Here is a 20,577-nt window from a genome sequence, read left to right on the forward strand (position 1 = left end):
AAAATGGAATCGATTATGGACGCCGTTAAAAAAATGGAAGGGTACGGTCAGCTTAAAAAGGAATATGACCGAATTAAGCAGCATGTACTCACAGATCCTTATGTTATCTCATTCCTGGAGCAGAACCCTGATTTGAATCAATCAAGCATTGAAAAAGGATTGACCAAGCTCTATGAATATTCCAAGGAAAAGAACCATTGTTCCAATTGCCCAGGGCTGAATCTTTGCCCAAACCTGATGCAAGGGTATCAGCCGGAACTGGCGGCAGAAAGAAATACGATCGAGATTTATTATGAAAAATGTTCGCTGAAAAAACAGGATGAAAAGCAGAAGTCGATGAGTGCCCTCATCCGAAGCTATTTTATCCCGAAAGATATCCTGCAGGCATCCTTTGACCGTCTTCACAGCATTGATCAAGACAGAAGAGAAGCGATTGGTGCTGCATGGGATTTTGTCAAAGCGGCTTCTTCTGGAGAAGGGGCGAAAGGGATTTACTTTTACGGCAAGTTTGGTGTTGGAAAGACCTATCTGCTGGGTGCGATAGCCAACGCGTTGGCTGAGCGGCAGATTCCTTCATTGCTCGTTCATACTCCCGAGTTTTTGCGGGAGATGAAAAGCAGCCTTTCTGACGGAAGTTTCAACGAAAAAATGGAGCTGCTCAAAACCGTTCCTGTCCTCATGCTAGACGATCTTGGTGCCGAAAACATGACAAATTGGGTCAGGGATGAAATCATTGGTGTCATACTTCAATATCGTATGATGGAGAGGCTGCCGACGCTGTACTCCTCCAATTATGATTTTACCTTGCTTGAAGAGCATTTTTCCTACTCGCAAAAAGGCGGCCTCGAGCAAGCAAAAGCAAAACGGATCATGGAGCGTATTCGCCATCTTGCCGTGCCGATCTTTATCGGTGGAGATAAAAACTTCAGAACTTTTCAGTAAAATAGATACACTTGATTAACCTCTATCATAAAAGATAGAGGTTTTTTGTTTAGTCTGATGAATCTTCGGGAAGATGCAAATACTACCTATAGAATCAGCAGACAGAAAGGAAATGAATATGGGAATAATTCTTGCAGTCATCACAGCAGTTTGCTGGGGAAGCATTGTATTGGTCAGCCAAAAACTGGGGGGAGATTCATACAGCCAGACATTGGGGATGACCATCGGTGCCCTTGTCTTTTCGGTAATTACATTTTTTATCGTTCAACCTGATATGAACTCTCTTGTAATCATTGTAGGAGCGATTTCGGGTGCCTTATGGGTTGTCGGCCAACGGTTTCAATTTGCGACTGTTGATCACCTCGGTGTGGCAAAAACGGTGCCTCTCTCAACGGGTATGCAGCTATTTGGGACAACACTCTTTGGCGTACTCGTGTTTCATGAGTGGAAAACAAAAACAGAGATCATTATTGGAATCATCGCTATCGTTGTTATCATTTTAGGAGCCGTCTTTACATCGATCAGGGATAAGAACAACAAAGAGGACGGCGGGACCAATTATAAAAGAGGTTACCTTATCTTGCTGCTATCCACCGCAGGCTATGTTGGCTATGTGGTTATTGTCAATTGGTTTAAGGTTGGAGGATGGGAAGCGATACTTCCACAGGCAGCGGGTATGTTTATCGGCGGTTTACTTCTCACTTTTACAGGTAAACCGTTTAATAAATTTGCTGTAAGAAATATTTTAACCGGAATTCTATGGAGTACAGGAAACATCACTTTGTTGCTTTCATTGCCGAAGATTGGTGTAGCGACAAGTTTTTCGCTTTCACAAACGGGAATCATCATCTCCACTCTCGGCGGAATTTTTATTTTAAAAGAAAAGAAATCAAAACGGCAGATCATCTTCGTTATTGCAGGATGTCTACTTATTATCGCGGGCGGTGTTATGCTCGGGATTACAAAACGTTAAGGAGCGGATGAAAAACATGTTTACAGATCTAGAAGGAAAAGCAGTCATTATCACAGGAGCGAGTACAGGAATCGGAAAAGCCTGTGCCCAACGTTTTGCAAAAGAAAAAGCAATGATCACTGTAAATTATTTTAGTGAAAAGGGTAATGAAGTGGAAGAACTTCTCCAGGAATTAAGAGATCTCGGCGGAGAAGCGATCGCCGTTCAGGGAGATGTGACAAAGGAAGAAGATATTAAAAATCTGGTCGAACGCACAGTGGAATCCTTTGGAAGACTGGATATTATGATTAACAACGCGGGGATTGAAAATGAGGTTCCGTCACACGAGCTATCTCTTGAAGATTGGAATAAGGTTATCTCCACGAATTTGACGGGGCAATTTCTTGGCTGCCGTGAAGCAATCTCGTATTTTCTGAAGAATAACATTGAAGGAAGTATTATTAACATGTCGAGCGTTCATGAGATCATCCCTTGGCCGCACTTTGTGCACTACGCAGCGAGTAAGGGCGGTGTAAAGCTCATGACTCAGACGCTAGCGATGGAATATGCACCAAAGAAAATCAGGGTAAATGCCATTGCGCCAGGTGCCATCAACACACCAATCAATGCCGAAAAGTTTTCAGATCCTGGCAAAAAAGCGGATGTAGAAAAACTAATTCCAATGGGCTATATCGCTGAACCTGACGAAATTTCTTCTGTCGCCGTGTGGCTCGCTTCCAAGGAATCAAGATATGTAACAGGACATACGCTCATTGCTGATGGAGGAATGACATTATATCCTTCTTTCCAGGCAGGCCGTGGATAAGCCTTAAATAATTAAGATGAAACGAACTAAGACAAACCGGCTTGCTCGGTTTGTCTTTCTCTTTTATCATTGCATTCCTGCAGCTGTATTCATTTCGCAAAATTTTTTAAAATGTGATAGGATAATAGAATGCTACATAAGATGTCCGTAACTGGAGGTAATATAGATGAGCATTGATGCGATTTTGCAGAAAGCCCTTGATGGTACACGATTGACCGTTAAGGATGCTGTTGCTCTGTATGAGAGTGATGAAGTTGAAAAAATGGGTGAGGCGGCCGACGTCATCATGAAGCGGTGGCATCCAGAACCGATTACTACTTTTGTTATCGGGCGAAACGTGAACTATACTAATTTTTGTGATACATACTGCCGTTTCTGTGCATTCTACCGTCCGCCTGGAAGCAAGGAAGGTTATGTGTTGGATGATGAAGTGATCTTCCAAAAAATCCAGGAAACGATCGATGTAGGCGGAACAGAGATCTTGATGCAGGGTGGAACAAACCCGAATCTGCCGTTCTCTTATTACACTGATCTGCTCCGCAATATTAAAAAGCGCTTTGATGTTACGATGCACTCCTTCTCTCCGGCTGAGATCTGGAAGATGGTCGAAGTTTCAGGCCTCTCACTGGAAGAAGTCCTAAAAGAGCTGAAGGATGCAGGACTTGACTCTCTGCCTGGCGGCGGAGCCGAGATCCTTGATGACCGTACGAGGAAAAAAATCAGCCGCTTAAAAGGATCATGGACAGAGTGGATCGACTGCATGAAAACGGCGAAGAAAGTCGGTCTTCATTCCACGGCTACCATGGTTATCGGTTTCGGCGAGACCTTTGAAGAGAGAGCATTGCATCTTCAGCGTGTCCGTGATGCTCAAGATGAGACCAACTGTTTCTTAGCCTTTATCTCATGGACGTTCCAGCCAGATAACACGAACTTAAAGGGTGAGAAAACAACGCCAAGAGAATATCTTAAAAATGTGGCAATCTCACGCCTCTTCTTGGATAACATTTCAAACTTCCAGTCTTCCTGGGTGACGATGGGACCTGAGGTCGGCAAAAAGTCTCTTCATTACGGCTGCAACGACTTCGGAAGCACGATGATGGAAGAGAACGTGGTCTCAGCTGCCGGAACGACCCATAAAGTCAATACGAATCTGACACTGCGCCTCATACGGGAAGCGGGTAAAATCCCGGCACAGCGCAACACCAAATACGAAACGCTGCGTGTGTTCGACGAAGAAGAAACCGCAGAAAAAGACTTTGTCATGCAGAACTGATAGAAAAACATAGAATCCCGGCCTTTCTTGTAGAGGGCTGGGTTTTTTTTGCGCAATTAATTATTGGAATATTCTCATTTTTGATAATTTTGTTATAATAAAGAGGATTACATAATTTAAGGGGGACAAAGATGAAAAAAGTAGTGTTGTTATTATTGCTTGGGAGTTTGCTGACATTGGCAGCATGTGGAGGGAAATCCACGTCAGGAAGCCCGTCTGAGAAATTGGTTGTAGGAACAGATGCTGCATATGCTCCATTTGAGTATTTAAAAGATGGGAAGATTGTCGGTTTTGATGTTGATTTGCTCAAGGCCGTTATGAAGGAAGCAAAGCTGGATTATAAGTTGAAAAACACAGGATGGGATCCTCTGTTTACCTCTTTACAAAGCGAACAGGTCCAGGCTGGTATTTCAGCGATAACCATTAATGATGATCGAAAAAAATCATATGACTTCTCATCTCCATATTTTGAGTCCATTAATAAGATTCTTACAAAAGAAGGGTCACCGATAAAAAGTGTGGATGATTTAAAAGGAAAGAAGGTCAGTGTTCAAAATGGAACGACCGGACAAGCTGCCTTGGAAAAGAAATTTGGGAAAGAAAATACCAATGTCAAAAAATACGACAGTAATGTGTTGGCTATTCAGGCACTAATAAGCGGTGAAGTGGATGCGGTTGTTGCTGATAACACCGTTGTAGATGAGTATGCAAAAAACAATCCGGACAAAAAGCTCTCAGTCGTAAATGATAAAACAAACTTTGAATCTGAATTCTATGGTATTGCTTTTCCTAAGGGCAGCAAAGATAAAGCAAAAGTTGACAAAGCTTTGAAGAAGGTCATTGCTGATGGAACCTACACCAAAATTTATAAACAGTGGTTTAAAGTAGAACCGAACCTGGATGTGCTGAAAAAATAAACCTACTCAGAATGACCGGAGGAACACATGGATTTCTATAAATTTGATCTCGTAGAGAAATATTTACCTTTTTTTATTAAAGGAACATGGGTTACAATCGAAATTTCAGTTGCGAGCATTATTTTCGGAACCCTCTTGGGACTATTCATCGCACTCGGAAAAATGTCTTCAGTCCAGGTGATTCGGCAGCCGTTCATTTGGTATATAAACTTTTTTCGGGGAACACCGCTACTTGTTCAACTTTTCTTGATTCACTTTGCGGTCATGCCGCTTTTCATGAAGCCTCCTATTGCACTTGTTTCTGCCATTACGGCTCTCTCCTTAAATGCAGCGGCCTACATCGCGGAGATCTTTAGGGCGGGTATCCAATCTATTGATAAAGGCCAGACCGAGGCGGCCCGTTCGCTGGGGATGACGCATAGACAGACAATGAGGCATATTATCATTCCTCAGGCATCTAAACGCATGATTCCTCCTTTAGGAAATGAATTCATTGTTTTAATTAAAGATTCTTCACTGGCAGCCGTCATTGCGACTGAAGAACTGATGTACTGGGGAAGAGCGATGATGGGAGAATACTATCGTCCTTGGGAACCTTTTTTGACGGTAGCGCTTATTTATCTGATTCTTACTCTTACGTTGACACAACTGCTAAACTTTCTTGAACGCAAATATGCACTGGATTAACCGGCAGCAGGGAAACCTGCTGTTTTTTTATTAATCTTTTAAAAGAGTTCATTTTTCATGACGTTGTCCCATATAGTGTAACATCGAGTGTTTGGGGGAGGGACAGGGTTGGCAGAACTTATATTTGCAGATCATGAAGAATGTAACCAATTACAAAAGGAACTGAAGCAGATGGCTCGATCACTTAACATAAAACCTTCCTTTTTAGAATCCGAAAGCCGTTCATTATTATTTAATACAAAAGAGCATCTGGATTCAATTGTTCAGGTGCTGGCTTGCTATACTCGTAAAAAACTGGAGGAATCACGAATCCTGTTTTTTATTGAACATTTTTTTTATTTCACGGATAAGCAGGAGCAAGCAGAAATTGCAGCGATCGCCAAGGAATTTATCGAACAGGAACGGGAGGAAGTGCCGGCGGTAAAAGATCTGGATACGTGCGATTATCATGTGAAAGAAGCCTGGAGAAAAATCTTAACCGAAGAAGGGCTATCATTTACATTTGAGTCTTTTGTACAGTTCCGTTTACGGGAGTACCTTGATCTTCTACAAATTTACGTCGAATGTGCGATCGATGAATACAAACTCGAGCTTGAATACCAGTCCTTCATCGATCAATTGCGTAAGTGTGCAGCCGATCAGCCGTTTCTCACAGCCGAGGTTCACGTAGCCTTCGACGGCAAATTTAAGCTGTATGATGAGGAATACCGGCTATACAGTGAAAAAATGCTTCAGCTTATGCATGAAAGAGCATTGGTTCTGACCAAGGAGTTTAATCTCGACGAAAAAGTGCTGGGTCCGATCATGGGTTTAGCTCCGGAAGTGTTGTATTTGTACCTGGAAGAAGAAAATCACGGCATGATACATACATTGCAGAACGTATTCCAGGAGAGACTGATTAAAAGGCCCCTTCAGCTGTTTTATGGTTCAAGAAACAAATTTATCGAAAAGATGGACGGTAGATAAGGATTGCTCTTGATTTTGCAGGATAGTATGAATATAATAATTGTATAAATTGGATACCAAAATCAGTAAAGATAAGGACAACGGATATTTTTTACGGTTTATAGAGAGGGATGCCTGAGGCTGAAAGCATTCTAACACGGAAAAATGTCTTACCCCCTTTGAACTTCAGCGGTGAAGGCAGAGTAATCGCTGACGGCCCAAAGCCGTTAAATCTTGACCGAGTGCCATTGCAGAATCCTGCAGTGGAACAAGGGTGGAACCACGAGTACAACACTCGTCCCTTTTTGTGGACGGGTGTTTTTTGTATTTTATTTTGAACAAGGAGAGATTATGAATGACAGACATTAAGCTTACTTTTCCTGATGGTTCTATCCGTGAGTATCCGAAAGGAATCACTGCAGAACAAGTAGCAGAATCCATCAGCTCCAGCCTGAAGAAAAAGTCCGTTGCCGGTAAAGTAAACGGGGAATTGTACGATTTCACACGTCCGATCGAGGCGGATGCATCCATTGAGATCGTTCCACAAGATTCACCTGAAGGACTCGAGATGACACGCCACAGTACAGCCCATTTGATGGCACAGGCGATCAAACGCATCTATAAGGATGTCAAACTCGGCATCGGGCCAGTCATTGAGAACGGTTTTTATTATGATATCGATCTTCAAGAAGCTTTAACACCGGAAGATTTGCCTAAGATTGAGAAGGAAATGAAAAAGATCGTAAGCGAAAACCTGCCGATCATCCGAAAAGAAGTGACCAGGGAAGAAGCCATCGCGATTTTTGAAGGCATTGACGACCATTTAAAATTGGAGCTCATCCGTGATCTTCCGGAGGATGCGGTTATTACCATTTACGAACAAGGCGAGTTTTTTGACCTTTGCCGCGGGCCGCATCTTCCATCCACTGGAAAAATCAAGTCCTTTAAATTGATGAGCATCTCAGGCGCTTATTGGAGAGGAGACAGCGATAACCAGATGCTTCAGCGCATCTATGGAGCAGCTTTTCTTAACCAGAAAGAGCTGGATCAGCATCTTGTCTACCTTCAAGAGGCGAAAGAGCGAGATCACCGGAAACTTGGAAAAGAGCTGGATCTTTTCACTGTTTCCCAAAAGATTGGACAAGGTTTGCCGGTCTGGCTTCCAAAGGGTGCGACGATCCGCCGTATCATCGAGCGTTATATTGTCGACACAGAAGTAAGACTTGGCTACGACCATGTCTACACTCCTCATCTAGGCAGTGTAGAGCTCTATAAAACATCAGGACACTGGGATCATTATAAAGAAGATATGTATCCTGCGATTGAAATGGACAACGAGCAGCTTGTTCTTCGTCCGATGAACTGTCCGCATCACATGATGGTGTTCAAGAACAGCATGCACAGCTACCGTGATCTTCCAATCCGTATTGCTGAGCTTGGAACGATGCATCGCCATGAGATGTCAGGAGCATTGGCTGGCCTTCAGCGTGTCCGTTCCATGACATTGAACGATGCTCATATCTTTGCCCGCCCGGATCAATTAAAAGATGAGTTTATCCGCGTAGTAAAGCTCATCCAGCGTGTGTACAAAGACTTTGGCATTACAGAATACAGGTTCCGTCTTTCTTACCGTGATCCTGAGGACAAAGAAAAATACGTAAACAACGATGAGATGTGGGAAAAAGCACAGGCTCTTCTTAAAGAAACTATGGAAGATATGGACTTGGATTATATAGAAGCAGAAGGGGAAGCCGCGTTCTACGGGCCGAAGCTTGATGTTCAGGTGAAGACTGCGCTCGGAAAAGAAGAGACGCTATCTACTGTACAGCTTGATTTCCACTTGCCTGAACGCTTTGACCTAACGTACAAAGGAAGCGACGGAAAGGATCACCGTCCGGTCGTTATCCACCGCGGAGTCGTTTCCACAATGGAACGTTTTGTCGCCTTCCTGATCGAGGAATACAAGGGTGCGTTCCCGGTATGGCTTGCTCCTGTACAGGTACAGATTATTCCTGTATCCACTGTTCATGAAGAGTACGCAAGAAAGATTAGTGAGGAACTGCTGGAAGAAGGCATTCGCGTCGAAGTCGACAACCGCGATGAAAAGCTGGGATATAAAATCCGTGAAGCGCAAATGCAAAAAATCCCATACATGCTCGTGCTCGGTGATCAGGAAATTTCCGATCAAGCCGTCAACGTCCGTAAATACGGTGAGCAAAAATCAGAAACTGTATCCTTTGATGCGTTCAAATCAAGCATTCTTGAGCAAGTGAATAAAAGAGGATAAAATTAGAGAACTGCGAATTCATTCGCAGTTCTTTTTTTTGCAGCCCCTTAGCGGTGCCTGGCACCCTGTTTACATAACTGAGTTTTAGCGGGTAAAGCCTGATGTTTTGGAGGGTAAATCCTTCTTTTCGGCGGGTAAATATCAATTTTGGCCTGTAAATTGATTTTCCCTTCTTTAATCACTTGAGTGCGAGGAAAAAACTATTTTAGTGCTTGCAAAACAACAAGTAGTACTGTAAAATAAATTCTGTTGTGAAGAACAAAGAACATTAGTTGACAAGAGGTTCTTGTCAATGGTATATTAATTTAGGTAATTAAATAAGTTGAGTTTCGAACAAAAGCAGAAGCACCCGCTTCTCACCTGATCAACGCATTGTGCTGTTGGCTGGTCAACCGAACTTTCAGAAATGATGATGAGGTCGTGTGGGTGCAGTATGTGCCGACGCTTTTTTTATTTGTTTACAAAGTGCTGAGTTAATGACTACTCACATAAATTTCTTGGAGGTGACTTACTATTAGTAAGGACATGTCTGTCAATGAGGGCATACGTGCTCGTGAAGTAAGACTTATCGGGGCTGATGGCAGCCAGCTAGGGATTAAAACACGTCATGAAGCTCTTGATATTGCGGCAAATGCCAATCTTGATCTTGTACTTGTTGCACCAACCGCTAAACCGCCAGTGTGCCGTATCATGGACTATGGTAAGTTTAAGTTTGAGCAGCAGAAAAAAGACAGAGAAGCACGTAAGAATCAAAAGATTGTTACAACGAAAGAAATTCGCTTAAGCCCTACAATTGAGGAGCATGATTTTAACACAAAGCTTAAAAATGCCCGCAAGTTCCTTGAAAAAGGCGATAAAGTGAAAGCAAGCATTCGTTTCCGGGGCCGTGCCATCACGCACTCCTCGATCGGAAAAACTGTGCTTGAAAAATTAGCTAAAGAATGTGAAGACGTTGCTACGGTTGAAGTTCGACCAAAAATGGAAGGCCGAAGCATGTTCCTCATTTTAGCACCAACAACCGAAAAATAATTACTTACCAGGGAGGAATCCAATCATGCCTAAAATGAAAACACATAAAGGTGCTGCAAAGCGCTTCAGAAAGACTGGAACAGGTAAACTTAAGCGTGCACGTGCGTTTACAAGCCATATGTTCGCTAACAAATCTACTAAAGCCAAGCGTAAACTTCGCAAAGCGAAGATTGTTACAAGCGGAGATTACAAACGTATCCGTACACTATTAACTTACAAGAAAAAATAATAATAACTGATCGTATATATCTAGGAGGGTTTTAAAATGCCAAGAGTAAAAGGTGGCTATGTGTCACGTCGTCGTCGTAAAAAAGTATTAAAGTTAGCTAAAGGTTATTTCGGATCCAAACATAAGTTATTTAAAGTTGCTCAACAGCAAGTTTTCAAATCTCTTATGTATGCATACCGTGACCGCCGTCAAAAGAAACGTGATTTCCGTAAACTTTGGATCACTCGTATCAACGCGGCAGCTCGCACAAACGGTCTTTCTTACAGCCGTTTAATGCATGGCCTAAAAGTTGCAGGCATCGACATCAACCGTAAAATGCTTGCTGAAATCGCTGTTTCTGATGAAAAAGCATTCGGTGAACTTGCTTCTAAAGCAAAAGACAGCCTAAAAGCATAAATTAAGAACCAAAAAGCCATTTTCCATGAAGGAAATGGCTTTTTTCTATAAAAGGAGATTTAGTTTGTATGATCTACATTTATTTAATTCTCGTTAACGTTATTGCCTTTTGGCTGATGCATCATGATAAGGAAGCGGCCAAGGCAGGGAAGTGGCGGACGCCGGAACGCCGCCTGTGGCTGTTTGCGATCATAGGAGGCGCCTGCGGGATTTGGGCAGGGATGGTGCAATTTCGGCATAAAACAAAGCATCCAAGCTTTCAAGTCGGAGTGCCATTGCTTGTGCTTGCCGACATTTTCATCATTGCCAGGTACTTCATTTAATCTGCACTCTTAATCCTGCTGCAGATAGCGTTTATCCTTAAGGAAGAGCCTCCAAAACACATAAAAGCCGGGAGTAAGGATCGCTAAACCAACAGCATACATGATCATGAGCGAATAGAAGGTTTCTTTCGCTGTAAAGGCATCGTATATGGTCAGGCTCGGATAAACGATGTAAGGCAGGTGAGCCATTCCATATCCGTAACTCGCCAAGCCGTATTGTGCGACAGTTGCGAGCAGAGCCACACGGGGTTTACCTGCTGCTTTCCCATCTTTGTTACTGAGCCATAGAGAGGCATAGCCGACGATGAATGCCAGGGTGGAAAGGATGAACCATATCCTTTGATCATACAGATTATCGAGCAGCCACCCGGCCTCAGGCTGTATGACCAGCAGTGTGATCACAGCAGCAAGAAGGGTGGAGGGGCCAAGAATCAGTACGTTCCCCCTGTAGAGCCTATAGGCGCCTTCTTGTTTAGAGACCCTTGAGTAATCCGCGAGAAACAAGGATGACAAGAATAGTTCAGAAGTAAGCCCGAACAAAATGTACATATATAAGGAAGGGCTCGTAAACAGCTTTCCAAGGAGAAGGGTATCTTTTCCGTTCATACCTTCAATAAAACCACCCTGGCTTACAGGGAGTACCGTGATCAGGAGTGCCGGTATCAAAACTCCGCACACACCGGAAATAAAGAACATCGTCTTTCTGTATCCTTGAACGGAATAAGAAAAAACCATAAAGGCACTCCGTATGGAAAGCAGAAACAAGATCAGCGAAATCGGGATCAGCAGCACGGTTCCGAGTGTAAAGGCGCCTTTCGGAAAAAAACCGACAAAGGCGACTACGAGAAGAACAAGAAAAACATTTGTAATTTCCCAGGTCGGTGAAAGAAATCGGTTGGCTATTTTTCCTGCAAAGGTCCGATGGTCATTGTAGATCATCGCCCAGAATCCTGCCCCGAAATCAATCGATCCAAAAATGCTATAGATGAAGATAAAGGTCCATAAGACCAATATGGCAATAACTTCTTCGTTCATTATGCTCCCTCTTTCGTCATTTAATAGCCAGAGTATTTTTCAAAGTCCTTGGATACCGGATGCCGTTTAAAATAGCTTGTAAGAATCAGGATCGTCAGGACGCTCAGAAGCAGGTAGAGACCGATGAACAATAGAAACAAGGGAGCAAGATTTTCTGATTGTGTAGCTGCTTCTGCTGTGGTCTGGACCCTGTAAATCGTCCAGGGCTGTCTTCCGCTGCAGCTGAAAATCCATCCGAATTCGATGCCAAGCATGGAAAGTGGACCGGAAAAGATTAAGGTGAACAGAAGCCATTTTGGAAAAGGCTTCTGTTTTCTTTTGCCGTAATACCACCAGAAAAACAAAGCGACTGCAGCCAGTCCCAACAGGAAAAACCCAATCCCAACCATGATATTAAACAGGGTGTGCACATAAAAAGGAGGCCAGGTTTCACGCGGGAATTCATAGAGGCCTTTGACTTCGGTATCAAACTTGCCGGCAGCGAGCCAGCTGAGCATCCATGGGATCTCAATTCCATATTTCACTTCTTCTGTTTTGGGATCGGTGAAACCTCCGATCGCAAGAGGAGCATATCGCTGGGTTTCAAATAAGCCTTCGGCTGCGGCTAGCTTCTCGGGTGAGTGTTCATGCAGGATCTGTGCAGAGTGATGACCTGAAAAACTTGAAATCAATGAAAAAATCAAACCAACGACAATGGCCATTAAAAATCCTTTTTTATGATAGACAGATTCTTTCTTCGTAAGATTCCCTCTTAAAAGCTTATAAGCCCCTACAGAAGCCAGGGCAAAACCGCCAGTCATATACGCAGTCACTGATACATGGAAGGCTGTTGAAAGAAAACTCGGATTGAAAAAGGCATCCCATGGATTGACATCATAAATAGTGCCGTCCTTTGTAATCTTAAATCCGTCAGGTGTATTCATCCACGTATTGACAGCGGTGATTAGAATGGCGGATGCTACAGCTCCAAACGCCACCAAGATGACAGAGATGATCCTGAAATACTTTGGCAGCCTGTCTGCTGCGTAAACGTAGATGGACATGAACAAAGCTTCAATAAAGAAGGCGAAAAGTTCAATCTGGAAAGGAAGCGAGATAACCTTTCCTACAATCTCCATAAAACCTGGCCAAAGCAAAGAAAGCTGGACCCCGACGATCGTTCCTGAAGGGATAGCCACACCGAGCAGAACAGCAAAGGCCTTTGTCCAGCGTTTAGCCATTATGGCATAATCATTGTCTTTTTTTACTTGATGAAGAATTTCTGCGATGACGATCATGAGGGGAATACCAACACCAAGCGTTGCAAAAATGATATGAAAGGCAAGAGACGTTCCGAAAAAAGCACGAGCCAACACGACTGTATCCATGAAAACCACTCCTCAACCTAATGGTTATCTGTAAAAGAAAACCAGCTTTTCTAATCTTTAACCTGTCATAAAAGTTATGGAAATATTCATGGATCTGGAAGAAGGAAGAGCATAACTGCTCGTCTTATGTCATAAGATGGCGATAAAGGAGGGTTGAATCATGCAGCATGAGCTCACAGAGATCCTTGGAATTTTGAAGTTTGCAGGTATTTTTGCTCCTGTCTTTTTCATTCTGCTCCATATGATGAGGCAGTTTCTTTTTCTGCCAGTAGGTTTGATCTGTATGGCAGGCGGGGTCTTGTTCGGGTCGGTTTATGGGACGCTTTATTCGATAATCGGCATTACCCTGTCCAGTTTGCTGTTCTACGGACTGCTGAGAAAAATGCCGAAGTCGCTCAACCGGTTCATGAAAATCAAGCGGAAAATCGTAGGCAAACGAATGCAGTTCTCATTGGGCCAAATCGCAATTTTAAAGCTAATTCCTTTCATCCATTTTTCCCTGCTCTCTCTGTTTGTCCTGGAGATAACGAAAAGTTTTAAGGAATATACAAAAGCAAGCGTGGTATCCAACGTTCCGCTTGCCTTCATGTACTCTACGTTCGGCCATTATATCTTTCATCTCTCTGTGGTTTGGGGAATCGGAATTGCAGCCATGATGCTCGTCCTGTTTCATCTCCTGAGAAAGAAAGAATGGATTGTCAAATGGGAGGACTTTTTTGAAAAAAAAGAGAATACACCTGCGAAAAGTGCATGATAACGCGATCCAGCCTCAGGGGACTCCAACCTGGGGTTTTTTGGTGTGTTTTTAAGGAAATCGTATGTTTGTTATAATGAGCGAAAGGAGTGGATATCGTGGGTTTTAAAGAACTATTTGAAATGCAGAAGCATCTGAATGATCGAATTATACAAGAGCATGGTTTACATAACGATGACCTTTATGATCAGCGTCTGCTCGCCCTGCTTGTCGAGCTAGGGGAGCTGGCCAATGAAACCCGTTGTTTTAAATACTGGAGTGTTAAACCTGCATCATCAGACAGGGTCATTCTTGAGGAATATGTTGACGGACTTCATTTTATCCTGTCGGTTGGGCTTGACATGGGGATGGATGACATAGAAATCCATACAGTTGCAATCAATGAAGACCTGACAGGCCAATTCCTATCACTTTACCGGCTCATCAGCGGCCTGCAAGGCAAAAAAGACAAAACCCTGTTTAGCCAATTGTTTTCTGAATTCATTGGCCTCGGCCAGCTTCTTGGCTTTTCGGTAGAAAATATCGTGGATGGTTACTACAAAAAGAATGAAATCAATCATCAGCGTCAGGATGAAGGGTATTAAATAGTAAAAATCCCGGGAGGATCTCCCGGGACTTTTACTATTTCAAACCGCTGGAAAGGGTTGAGAGCATTTCTTCTTTTTTCTGGTTGTCGGATTCTTTCCAGATCACTTCAAACAGTACACCAAGACCAGGAAGCATTTTTTCTTCACCGCTTTGGATCGCATCAACGATTGTACTTTCCAATTGTTCTTTATTGTTTCCGGAAACATTGGCAAGAACTGCTTTACGGATATCGATATCCATCATTATCACCTCAAACAGATTTATTTCATTAAGTTTGTGACTATTTCCTAGTTTTTATTAAGGGCCGATGGATTATGTATCATTTTGAAGATATAATAAAAAAAGTTGAAAGAGATTAAAGGATGGTTGAACCAAATGAAACGGATTGAATCAGAACAAAATGCTTCCATAAAACAATGGAAAAAACTATACACGAGAAAAGAACGGGATAAATTAGGACAATACATTATTGAAGGGCCTCATCTGATTGAAGAAGCAATGAACCATAACGTCCAGATTGCTCATCTGATTATAGAGGAATCCTACCCGATGCCGAATGAATGGGAACAGCTTCGCCTGGACCCATGGGTAGTTTCTAAAAAAATCATGGGAATCCTAAGTGATACTGAACAACCGCAGGGAGTTTTGGCAATTTGCCGTATGAGTTCAAAGGAGTTACAAGTAAAAACCGGCGGAAAATACCTGCTTGTGGACGGCGTTCAGGATCCTGGAAACCTTGGTACAATAATTAGAACCGCAGACGCTGCAGGTCTGGACGGGATTGTGCTTGGTGAAGGAACTGTCGATGTTTATAACAGCAAGGTTCTTCGCTCTACACAAGGTTCGCTGTTCCATCTTCCCGTTGTAAAAGGAAATCTTCAGGATTGGATCGCAGCATGCAGACAGGAACAGGTACCTGTTTTCGTTTCTGCACTAAAAGGTGCCCAATCATTGCATGACGTGCAATCTTCAGGAACGTTTGCGCTCGTTGTAGGAAACGAAGGCAGCGGAGTGAGGATGGAAATTATGGAATCCGCAGATCAGCTTGTCTATATCCCGATGTTCGGGAATGCTGAATCACTAAACGTTGCTGTTGCGGCTGGAATCATGCTGTATGAACTTCAGAAGAACAGGAAATAACAAAAAGGAATACATTATAAAATAGATTGGCAATTGCACAGATAAGGAAGTTCAACTATAATAAGAAGACAACTGCATGAATAAAATGCATCGATGGAGAGTAGTAAATAAGAGCTCGCCGGCAAAGGGAGGAAACACCTTGACTGAAAGTGTTTCTCCGGTAGAATTTATCGAATTCGCTCCTGAGCAGTCGCCTGAACCTACAAGTAGGGTGGACCGGACCAAGTCCGTTATGAAAACGAAGTGAACAAGTATGATGGCGTTGGCCTGAATTCTTGATTAATCTGGGTGGTACCGCGAATCCTCGTCCCTTTTATGGACGGGGTTTTTTTATTTCTAAAGGAGGCAAGATGTTATGCAGGACCGATTGCAGGCATTAAAGGAAGAAGCATTGGTGAAAATTCAGCAAGCAAATGAGCTGAAAGAATTACAGGACATAAAAGTATCTTATTTGGGTAAAAAAGGGCCGATCACAGAAGTACTGAAAGGGATGGGGAAACTATCTCCGGAAGAACGTCCTGTTATTGGGGCTTATGCGAATGAAGTAAGGGATGCGATCACAGCTGCGCTTGATACGAAAATCAGCCAGATGGAACAGGCTGCTATTGAAGAAAAGCTGAAAAAAGAATCGATCGATGTTACACTTCCGGGCCGGCCGGTCAGAAAGGGGAACTCCCATCCGTTAACGGCAGTCGTTGAAGAGATTGAAGATCTTTTCTTAACGATGGGCTTCACGGTGGCAGAAGGCCCAGAAGTGGAAACCGATTATTACAATTTTGAAGCACTGAACCTTCCGAAAGGACATCCGGCAAGAGACATGCAGGATTCATTCTTTATTACAGAAGACATTCTGCTTCGTACACAGACTTCTCCGGTGCAGGCAAGAACGATGGAAAAACATCACGGAAGAGGCCCGGTAAAAATAATTTCTCCGGGGAAAGTGTACAGAAGGGATGACGATGATGCGACTCACTCTCATCAGTTCATGCAAATCGAAGGACTTGTCGTCGATGAGAATGTCCGCTTGAGTGACTTAAAAGGTGTTCTTGAAACCTTCGCTAAAAAAATGTTCGGCGAAGAGCGCAAAATCCGATTGCGCCCAAGCTTTTTCCCATTCACAGAACCGTCTGTCGAGATGGATATTTCCTGTTTTAAATGTGGTGGAAAAGGCTGCTCGATCTGTAAGCATACTGGCTGGATTGAGATCCTTGGAGCAGGTATGGTCCATCCGAACGTATTGGAGATGGCAGGCTTCGACTCAAAGAAATACACAGGGTTTGCATTTGGAATGGGCCCTGAACGGATTGCGATGCTGAAGTATGGCATTGATGATATCCGTCATTTTTACACAAACGATCTTCGTTTCTTAAAACAATTTAAAAAGGCATAAGGAGGGGAACCCTGTGTTAGTTTCATATAACTGGCTGAAAGAGTATGTAAATATTAATATCAGTGCTGCAGAGCTTGGTGAAAAAATTACGAAAAGCGGAATTGAAGTAGAAATCGTGGAATCACTCAACAAAGGGATTAAAGGAGTGGTCGTCGGACATGTTCTGGAATGTGTTCAGCATCCAAATGCCGATAAACTCCGTGTCTGTAAAGTCGACATCGGTGAAGAAGACCCGGTACAAATCGTGTGCGGTGCTCCAAACGTGGCTGCTGGCCAAAAAGTGCCGGTAGCGCAAGTAGGTGCTGTACTTCCTGGAAACTTCAAGATTAAGAAAGCGAAACTTCGCGGAGAAGCGTCTCATGGAATGATCTGTTCACTAACTGAACTTGGTGTGGAAACGAAATTGGTGCCGAAAGAGTATTCAACAGGGATTTTCGTTATGCCTTCCGATGCGGAAGTTGGCAGCGATGCCTTGAGTTATTTGAACCTGGATGACTATGTTCTTGAGCTCGGATTGACACCAAACCGTGCCGACTGCTTAAACATGATTGGTGTGGCTTACGAGGTTGCTGCCATTCTAAATGAGGAGCTTCGTCTTCCTGAAGTTTCCGTAGATTATACAGCTGAAAAAGCTTCAGATTATATTTCGGTAAAAGTTGATGCAAAAGAAGATAATCCTTACTACGGAGCTATGGTGATCAAGAATGTTTCGATCGCGCCATCACCTCTTTGGCTGCAAAACCGTTTGATTGCAGCAGGAATCCGTCCAATCAATAATGTGGTCGATATAACGAACTACGTATTGCTCGAATACGGACAGCCGCTCCACGCCTTTGACTATGACCGTTTCGGATCAAAGGAAGTAGTTATCCGCCGGGCGAAAGACGGAGAAGAAATTGTGACGCTTGATGATGCAGTACGAATTTTAAACAGCAGCCATCTTGTGATCACCAATGGAGAAGTACCTGTTGCTGTGGCCGGTGTAATGGGCGGAGCAACATCAGAAGTTCAGGAAGATACGACGACTGTACTGCTGGAAGCTGCTTATTTTGAAGGACAGCGTGTAAGAGCAGCATCCAAGGATCTTGGACTTCGAAGTGAAGCAAGTGCACGCTATGAAAAAGGCATCGACCGCAACCGTGTATATGAGGCTGCTCAACGTGCTGCTTCCTTAATGGCGAAATATGCCGGAGGAGAAGTGGCAGAAGGCATCGTAGAAGATGGCGAACGCTTGGTAAGTGAAGGAAGAGCTGAAGTCACCCAAACAAGGATTAACAGCTTGCTCGGAACTTCTATTGAAAACGAACAGATCAGTGAAATCTTTACGAGACTTCGTTTCCAATTTGAGGTACAAGGAGAAACATTCAAGGTTACCGTTCCAGCCCGAAGGCCGGATATTACCATCGATGCGGATCTTGTAGAGGAAGTGGGAAGAATCTACGGTTATGACCGTATTCCGACAACGTATCTTGTAACGGAAGGCCGTCCAGGAGGATTGAGCCCCTATCAGGCAGCTCGCAGAAAGGTTATGCGTTATCTTGAAGGCGCCGGGCTCTATCAGGCTGTAACATATGCACTGACGACCCCTGAAAAATCAACCAGTTTCTCTTTTGTGAAGGAGGAGCAGGAAAACGTTCAACCCATCTCGGTTTCCCACCCGATGAGCGAGGAGCGCAGCACTCTTCGCAGTACACTGATTCCGCAGCTTCTTGAAGTAGTGCGCCACAATCATCACCGTTCAATTGATGATGTAGGTGTCTTTGAAATCAGTTCTGTCTTCTTTGCCTACGAACAGCAGATCTCTGTTCTGCCTGAAGAGAAAACATATCTCTCCGGTGCACTGACAGGCTTGTGGAATATCCATCCTTGGCAAGGTGAAAAGAAGAAAACAGACTTCTTTGTTGCAAAAGGAATCCTTGAAGGGTTATTCGAAGAACTCGGATTGTACAGCCGTATCACCTTTGAAAGCGAAAGTTTGAAAGGGATGCATCCTGGAAGAACAGCAGTAATTAAACTCGACAGCATCACCATCGGCTTGATCGGCCAGATTCATCCTGGAACTCAAAAAGAGTGGGATTTAAACGAGACGTACGTGTTTGAATTGGATCTGGATCAGCTTATCCAGGCCACGGTAGAACCTACCGTTTATCACCCGCTTCCTAGATTCCCTTCCATTACACGGGATATTGCATTGGTGGTTGATAAGAACCTGCCTGCAGGAGACTTAAACACTGTGATTTATGAAGCGGGAGGAGCTCTCCTCAAGGAAAGCAGCCTGTTTGATCTGTACGAAGGAGAACATATGGAAGAAGGCAAAAAATCACTCGCCTTTTCTTTGAAATATTTTGATCCGGAACGTACACTTACGGATGAAGAAGTGACAAAAGCTCATGATAACATCCTGCGCAGTCTGGAAGAACGTTTTGGAGCTGAGCTTCGAAAATAGTAAGCCAAATAGAAACCCGCATGTCTCTCTTGAGACTGCGGGTTTTGTTATGAAAATAAAGTTTAGCTCCGCTTGCCGTTTGCTAGATTGAGTGCTTTTTTTGTGTTGGCGAAATGAATCTTTGCGATGTCAGTCAGATAATCTGCACCATACTTGCGGATCATTTCCGCTGCTTTTAAATCCACTTTGCTGCCGGCGCCCTTCGGGATCTCAATGCCTGTTTTAGCACTGATTTTATCCATCTCTTTAATAAAAGCATAGCGGGCGAGAATGGATGAGGCGGCCACGGACAGATGAAGCGATTCGCCTTTTGTAGCAAAGAACACTTTGTCTTTTACGATGTTTCCCTCTCTTGAGAGATAATTATAATAAACACCCGGCTCGCAGAACTGATCGATCAATATACCGTCCACGTGGAAGTCTTTTGTTTTTTCCAGCATGTTAAGAAGAGCTTTATTATGCAGAAGAGCTTTCATTTTTCCTTGGCTCATCCCTTTTGCCTGAAGTTCATTGTACCTCCTGTTGGGAAGGACGAGCAGGCTGTAAGGGATGGTATGCAGAAGGTCCTTGGCGATGGATTCGATCTGTTTGTCGTTCAGAAATTTTGAATCCTTTACTCCAAGTTCTTTTAGCAGTTCAAGCTGTGCCGCTGGAACATAGGAGGCCACGACGGTAATCGGGCCAAAGTAATCTCCCGTTCCCACTTCATCGCTTCCAATAAGAGAGAGTGTACTCACGTTTTCGGGAGGAGCAAAGGCATGGGGCGGCTTTGCTTTAGCTGGTTTCGGAGAAGCTGCGGGTAGAGGAGAACCCCATTTTCCAGCCTCGATTTCAGCTGTCTTTCCCTGAAAAAGAACCTTGCCTGATTTATAGGCCGTTACCGTGCAGCCTGCAGGCTTAGCCGTAAATATGCTGCCAGGCGGGGAAGAAGGCTGGATGTATGCTTGGTAAGCTTCCTTCATTTTATTGATCTCTTGGGATGTTACTTTTAATACAGTATTTGCCATCTTCATGTTCCTTTTCTTTCGTTTTATTTTTTAGTAGAATTTGG

General features: G+C 43.6%; 21 protein-coding genes and 3 other annotated features. Of the genes, 17 read left to right on the top strand and 4 right to left on the bottom strand.

The genetic code is table 11. The features are described from left to right. The first annotated feature begins 3 nt into the window (after positions 1-3). The 12 genes from dnaI to P4361_RS04530 all read left to right on the top strand — a co-directional run bounded on the left by dnaI (position 4) and on the right by P4361_RS04530 (position 10,806). Positions 4-942 (top strand): primosomal protein DnaI, encoded by a 939-nt coding sequence (gene dnaI / locus P4361_RS04475; protein ID WP_053357604.1) that lies wholly within the window; start codon positions 4-6, stop codon positions 940-942. Positions 943-1,060: 118 nt separating this feature from the next. Then, positions 1,061-1,915 carry a GRP family sugar transporter gene (locus P4361_RS04480; protein WP_053357605.1) on the top strand — a complete coding sequence of 285 codons (855 nt, stop codon included), beginning with the start codon at positions 1,061-1,063 and terminating at the stop codon, positions 1,913-1,915. Positions 1,916-1,931: 16 nt separating this feature from the next. Continuing rightward, the gene (locus P4361_RS04485; RefSeq protein ID WP_328088419.1) at positions 1,932-2,720 is read left to right on the top strand and encodes a glucose-1-dehydrogenase; all 789 of its coding nucleotides are present in this window, start codon (positions 1,932-1,934) and stop codon (positions 2,718-2,720) included. 166 nt (positions 2,721-2,886) lie between these two features. Next, positions 2,887-3,993, top strand: coding sequence for a cyclic dehypoxanthinyl futalosine synthase (gene mqnC, locus P4361_RS04490; RefSeq protein ID WP_328088420.1), 1,107 nt, complete (start codon positions 2,887-2,889; stop codon positions 3,991-3,993). Positions 3,994-4,124: 131 nt separating this feature from the next. Then, positions 4,125-4,910 (top strand): basic amino acid ABC transporter substrate-binding protein, encoded by a 786-nt coding sequence (locus tag P4361_RS04495; protein WP_053357608.1) that lies wholly within the window; start codon positions 4,125-4,127, stop codon positions 4,908-4,910. A gap of 27 nt (positions 4,911-4,937) precedes the next feature. Then, on the top strand, positions 4,938-5,597 hold the full coding sequence (locus P4361_RS04500) for an amino acid ABC transporter permease (protein WP_053357609.1): 660 nt from the start codon (positions 4,938-4,940) through the stop codon (positions 5,595-5,597). A 108-nt stretch (positions 5,598-5,705) separates the two neighbouring features. After that, positions 5,706-6,563 (top strand): sporulation protein YtxC, encoded by an 858-nt coding sequence (ytxC, locus tag P4361_RS04505; protein WP_328088421.1) that lies wholly within the window; start codon positions 5,706-5,708, stop codon positions 6,561-6,563. A 59-nt stretch (positions 6,564-6,622) separates the two neighbouring features. After that, positions 6,623-6,848: a binding site (T-box leader), on the top strand. Positions 6,849-6,897: 49 nt separating this feature from the next. After that, positions 6,898-8,829, top strand: a complete 1,932-nt coding sequence (gene thrS / locus P4361_RS04510) for a threonine--tRNA ligase (RefSeq protein WP_256226266.1) — start codon at positions 6,898-6,900, stop codon at positions 8,827-8,829. Positions 8,830-9,160: 331 nt separating this feature from the next. Beyond that, positions 9,161-9,286: a sequence feature (ribosomal protein L20 leader region), on the top strand. A 68-nt stretch (positions 9,287-9,354) separates the two neighbouring features. Beyond that, positions 9,355-9,858, top strand: a complete 504-nt coding sequence (infC, locus tag P4361_RS04515; protein ID WP_053357612.1) for a translation initiation factor IF-3 — start codon at positions 9,355-9,357, stop codon at positions 9,856-9,858. Between the two features lie 25 nt (positions 9,859-9,883). After that, positions 9,884-10,087: a 50S ribosomal protein L35 gene (gene rpmI, locus P4361_RS04520; RefSeq protein ID WP_053357613.1), complete on the top strand. Its 204-nt coding sequence runs from the start codon at positions 9,884-9,886 to the stop codon at positions 10,085-10,087. 36 nt (positions 10,088-10,123) lie between these two features. Further along, on the top strand, positions 10,124-10,483 hold the full coding sequence (rplT, locus tag P4361_RS04525) for a 50S ribosomal protein L20 (protein ID WP_053357614.1): 360 nt from the start codon (positions 10,124-10,126) through the stop codon (positions 10,481-10,483). Between the two features lie 68 nt (positions 10,484-10,551). Continuing rightward, positions 10,552-10,806, top strand: a complete 255-nt coding sequence (locus P4361_RS04530) for a DUF1294 domain-containing protein (protein WP_062233929.1) — start codon at positions 10,552-10,554, stop codon at positions 10,804-10,806. A 9-nt stretch (positions 10,807-10,815) separates the two neighbouring features. Here P4361_RS04530 and P4361_RS04535 read toward each other — a convergent pair whose 3' ends face one another. Both P4361_RS04535 and P4361_RS04540 read right to left on the bottom strand, forming a co-directional pair. Next, positions 10,816-11,841 (bottom strand): cytochrome d ubiquinol oxidase subunit II, encoded by a 1,026-nt coding sequence (locus tag P4361_RS04535; RefSeq protein ID WP_256226265.1) that lies wholly within the window; start codon positions 11,839-11,841, stop codon positions 10,816-10,818. A 20-nt stretch (positions 11,842-11,861) separates the two neighbouring features. Beyond that, positions 11,862-13,208 (bottom strand): cytochrome ubiquinol oxidase subunit I, encoded by a 1,347-nt coding sequence (locus tag P4361_RS04540; protein WP_053357617.1) that lies wholly within the window; start codon positions 13,206-13,208, stop codon positions 11,862-11,864. A 160-nt stretch (positions 13,209-13,368) separates the two neighbouring features. Between P4361_RS04540 and P4361_RS04545 the strand changes: the two genes are divergently transcribed. Continuing rightward, complete coding sequence (locus P4361_RS04545; protein ID WP_328088422.1) at positions 13,369-13,962, top strand: TVP38/TMEM64 family protein; 594 nt, start codon at positions 13,369-13,371, stop codon at positions 13,960-13,962. Positions 13,963-14,060: 98 nt separating this feature from the next. Next, a complete protein-coding gene (locus P4361_RS04550; protein WP_328088423.1) occupies positions 14,061-14,546 on the top strand; it encodes a dUTP diphosphatase in 486 nt (161 codons plus the stop codon). A 37-nt stretch (positions 14,547-14,583) separates the two neighbouring features. Here the strand turns inward: P4361_RS04550 and sspI are convergent, their stop codons facing one another. Then, positions 14,584-14,790 (bottom strand): small acid-soluble spore protein SspI, encoded by a 207-nt coding sequence (sspI, locus tag P4361_RS04555; RefSeq protein WP_053357619.1) that lies wholly within the window; start codon positions 14,788-14,790, stop codon positions 14,584-14,586. A 135-nt stretch (positions 14,791-14,925) separates the two neighbouring features. Here sspI and P4361_RS04560 point away from each other — a divergent pair, with 135 nt between their 5' ends. From P4361_RS04560 to pheT, 3 genes are all read left to right on the top strand, one after another. Continuing rightward, positions 14,926-15,690, top strand: coding sequence for an RNA methyltransferase (locus P4361_RS04560; RefSeq protein ID WP_328088424.1), 765 nt, complete (start codon positions 14,926-14,928; stop codon positions 15,688-15,690). Between the two features lie 81 nt (positions 15,691-15,771). Continuing rightward, positions 15,772-16,005, top strand: a binding site (T-box leader). 40 nt (positions 16,006-16,045) lie between these two features. Then, positions 16,046-17,080, top strand: a complete 1,035-nt coding sequence (gene pheS, locus P4361_RS04565) for a phenylalanine--tRNA ligase subunit alpha (RefSeq protein ID WP_053357621.1) — start codon at positions 16,046-16,048, stop codon at positions 17,078-17,080. A gap of 13 nt (positions 17,081-17,093) precedes the next feature. Then, positions 17,094-19,526: a phenylalanine--tRNA ligase subunit beta gene (gene pheT / locus P4361_RS04570; protein ID WP_328088425.1), complete on the top strand. Its 2,433-nt coding sequence runs from the start codon at positions 17,094-17,096 to the stop codon at positions 19,524-19,526. A 62-nt stretch (positions 19,527-19,588) separates the two neighbouring features. On the opposite strand, the gene rnhC is transcribed toward pheT, so the two are convergent. After that, positions 19,589-20,533 carry a ribonuclease HIII gene (rnhC, locus tag P4361_RS04575; RefSeq protein WP_328088426.1) on the bottom strand — a complete coding sequence of 315 codons (945 nt, stop codon included), beginning with the start codon at positions 20,531-20,533 and terminating at the stop codon, positions 19,589-19,591. Positions 20,534-20,577 lie beyond the last annotated feature (44 nt).

Source organism: Fictibacillus sp. B-59209, assembly GCF_036216745.1.
GTDB classification, from domain to species: domain Bacteria; phylum Bacillota; class Bacilli; order Bacillales; family Fictibacillaceae; genus Fictibacillus_C; species Fictibacillus_C marinisediminis.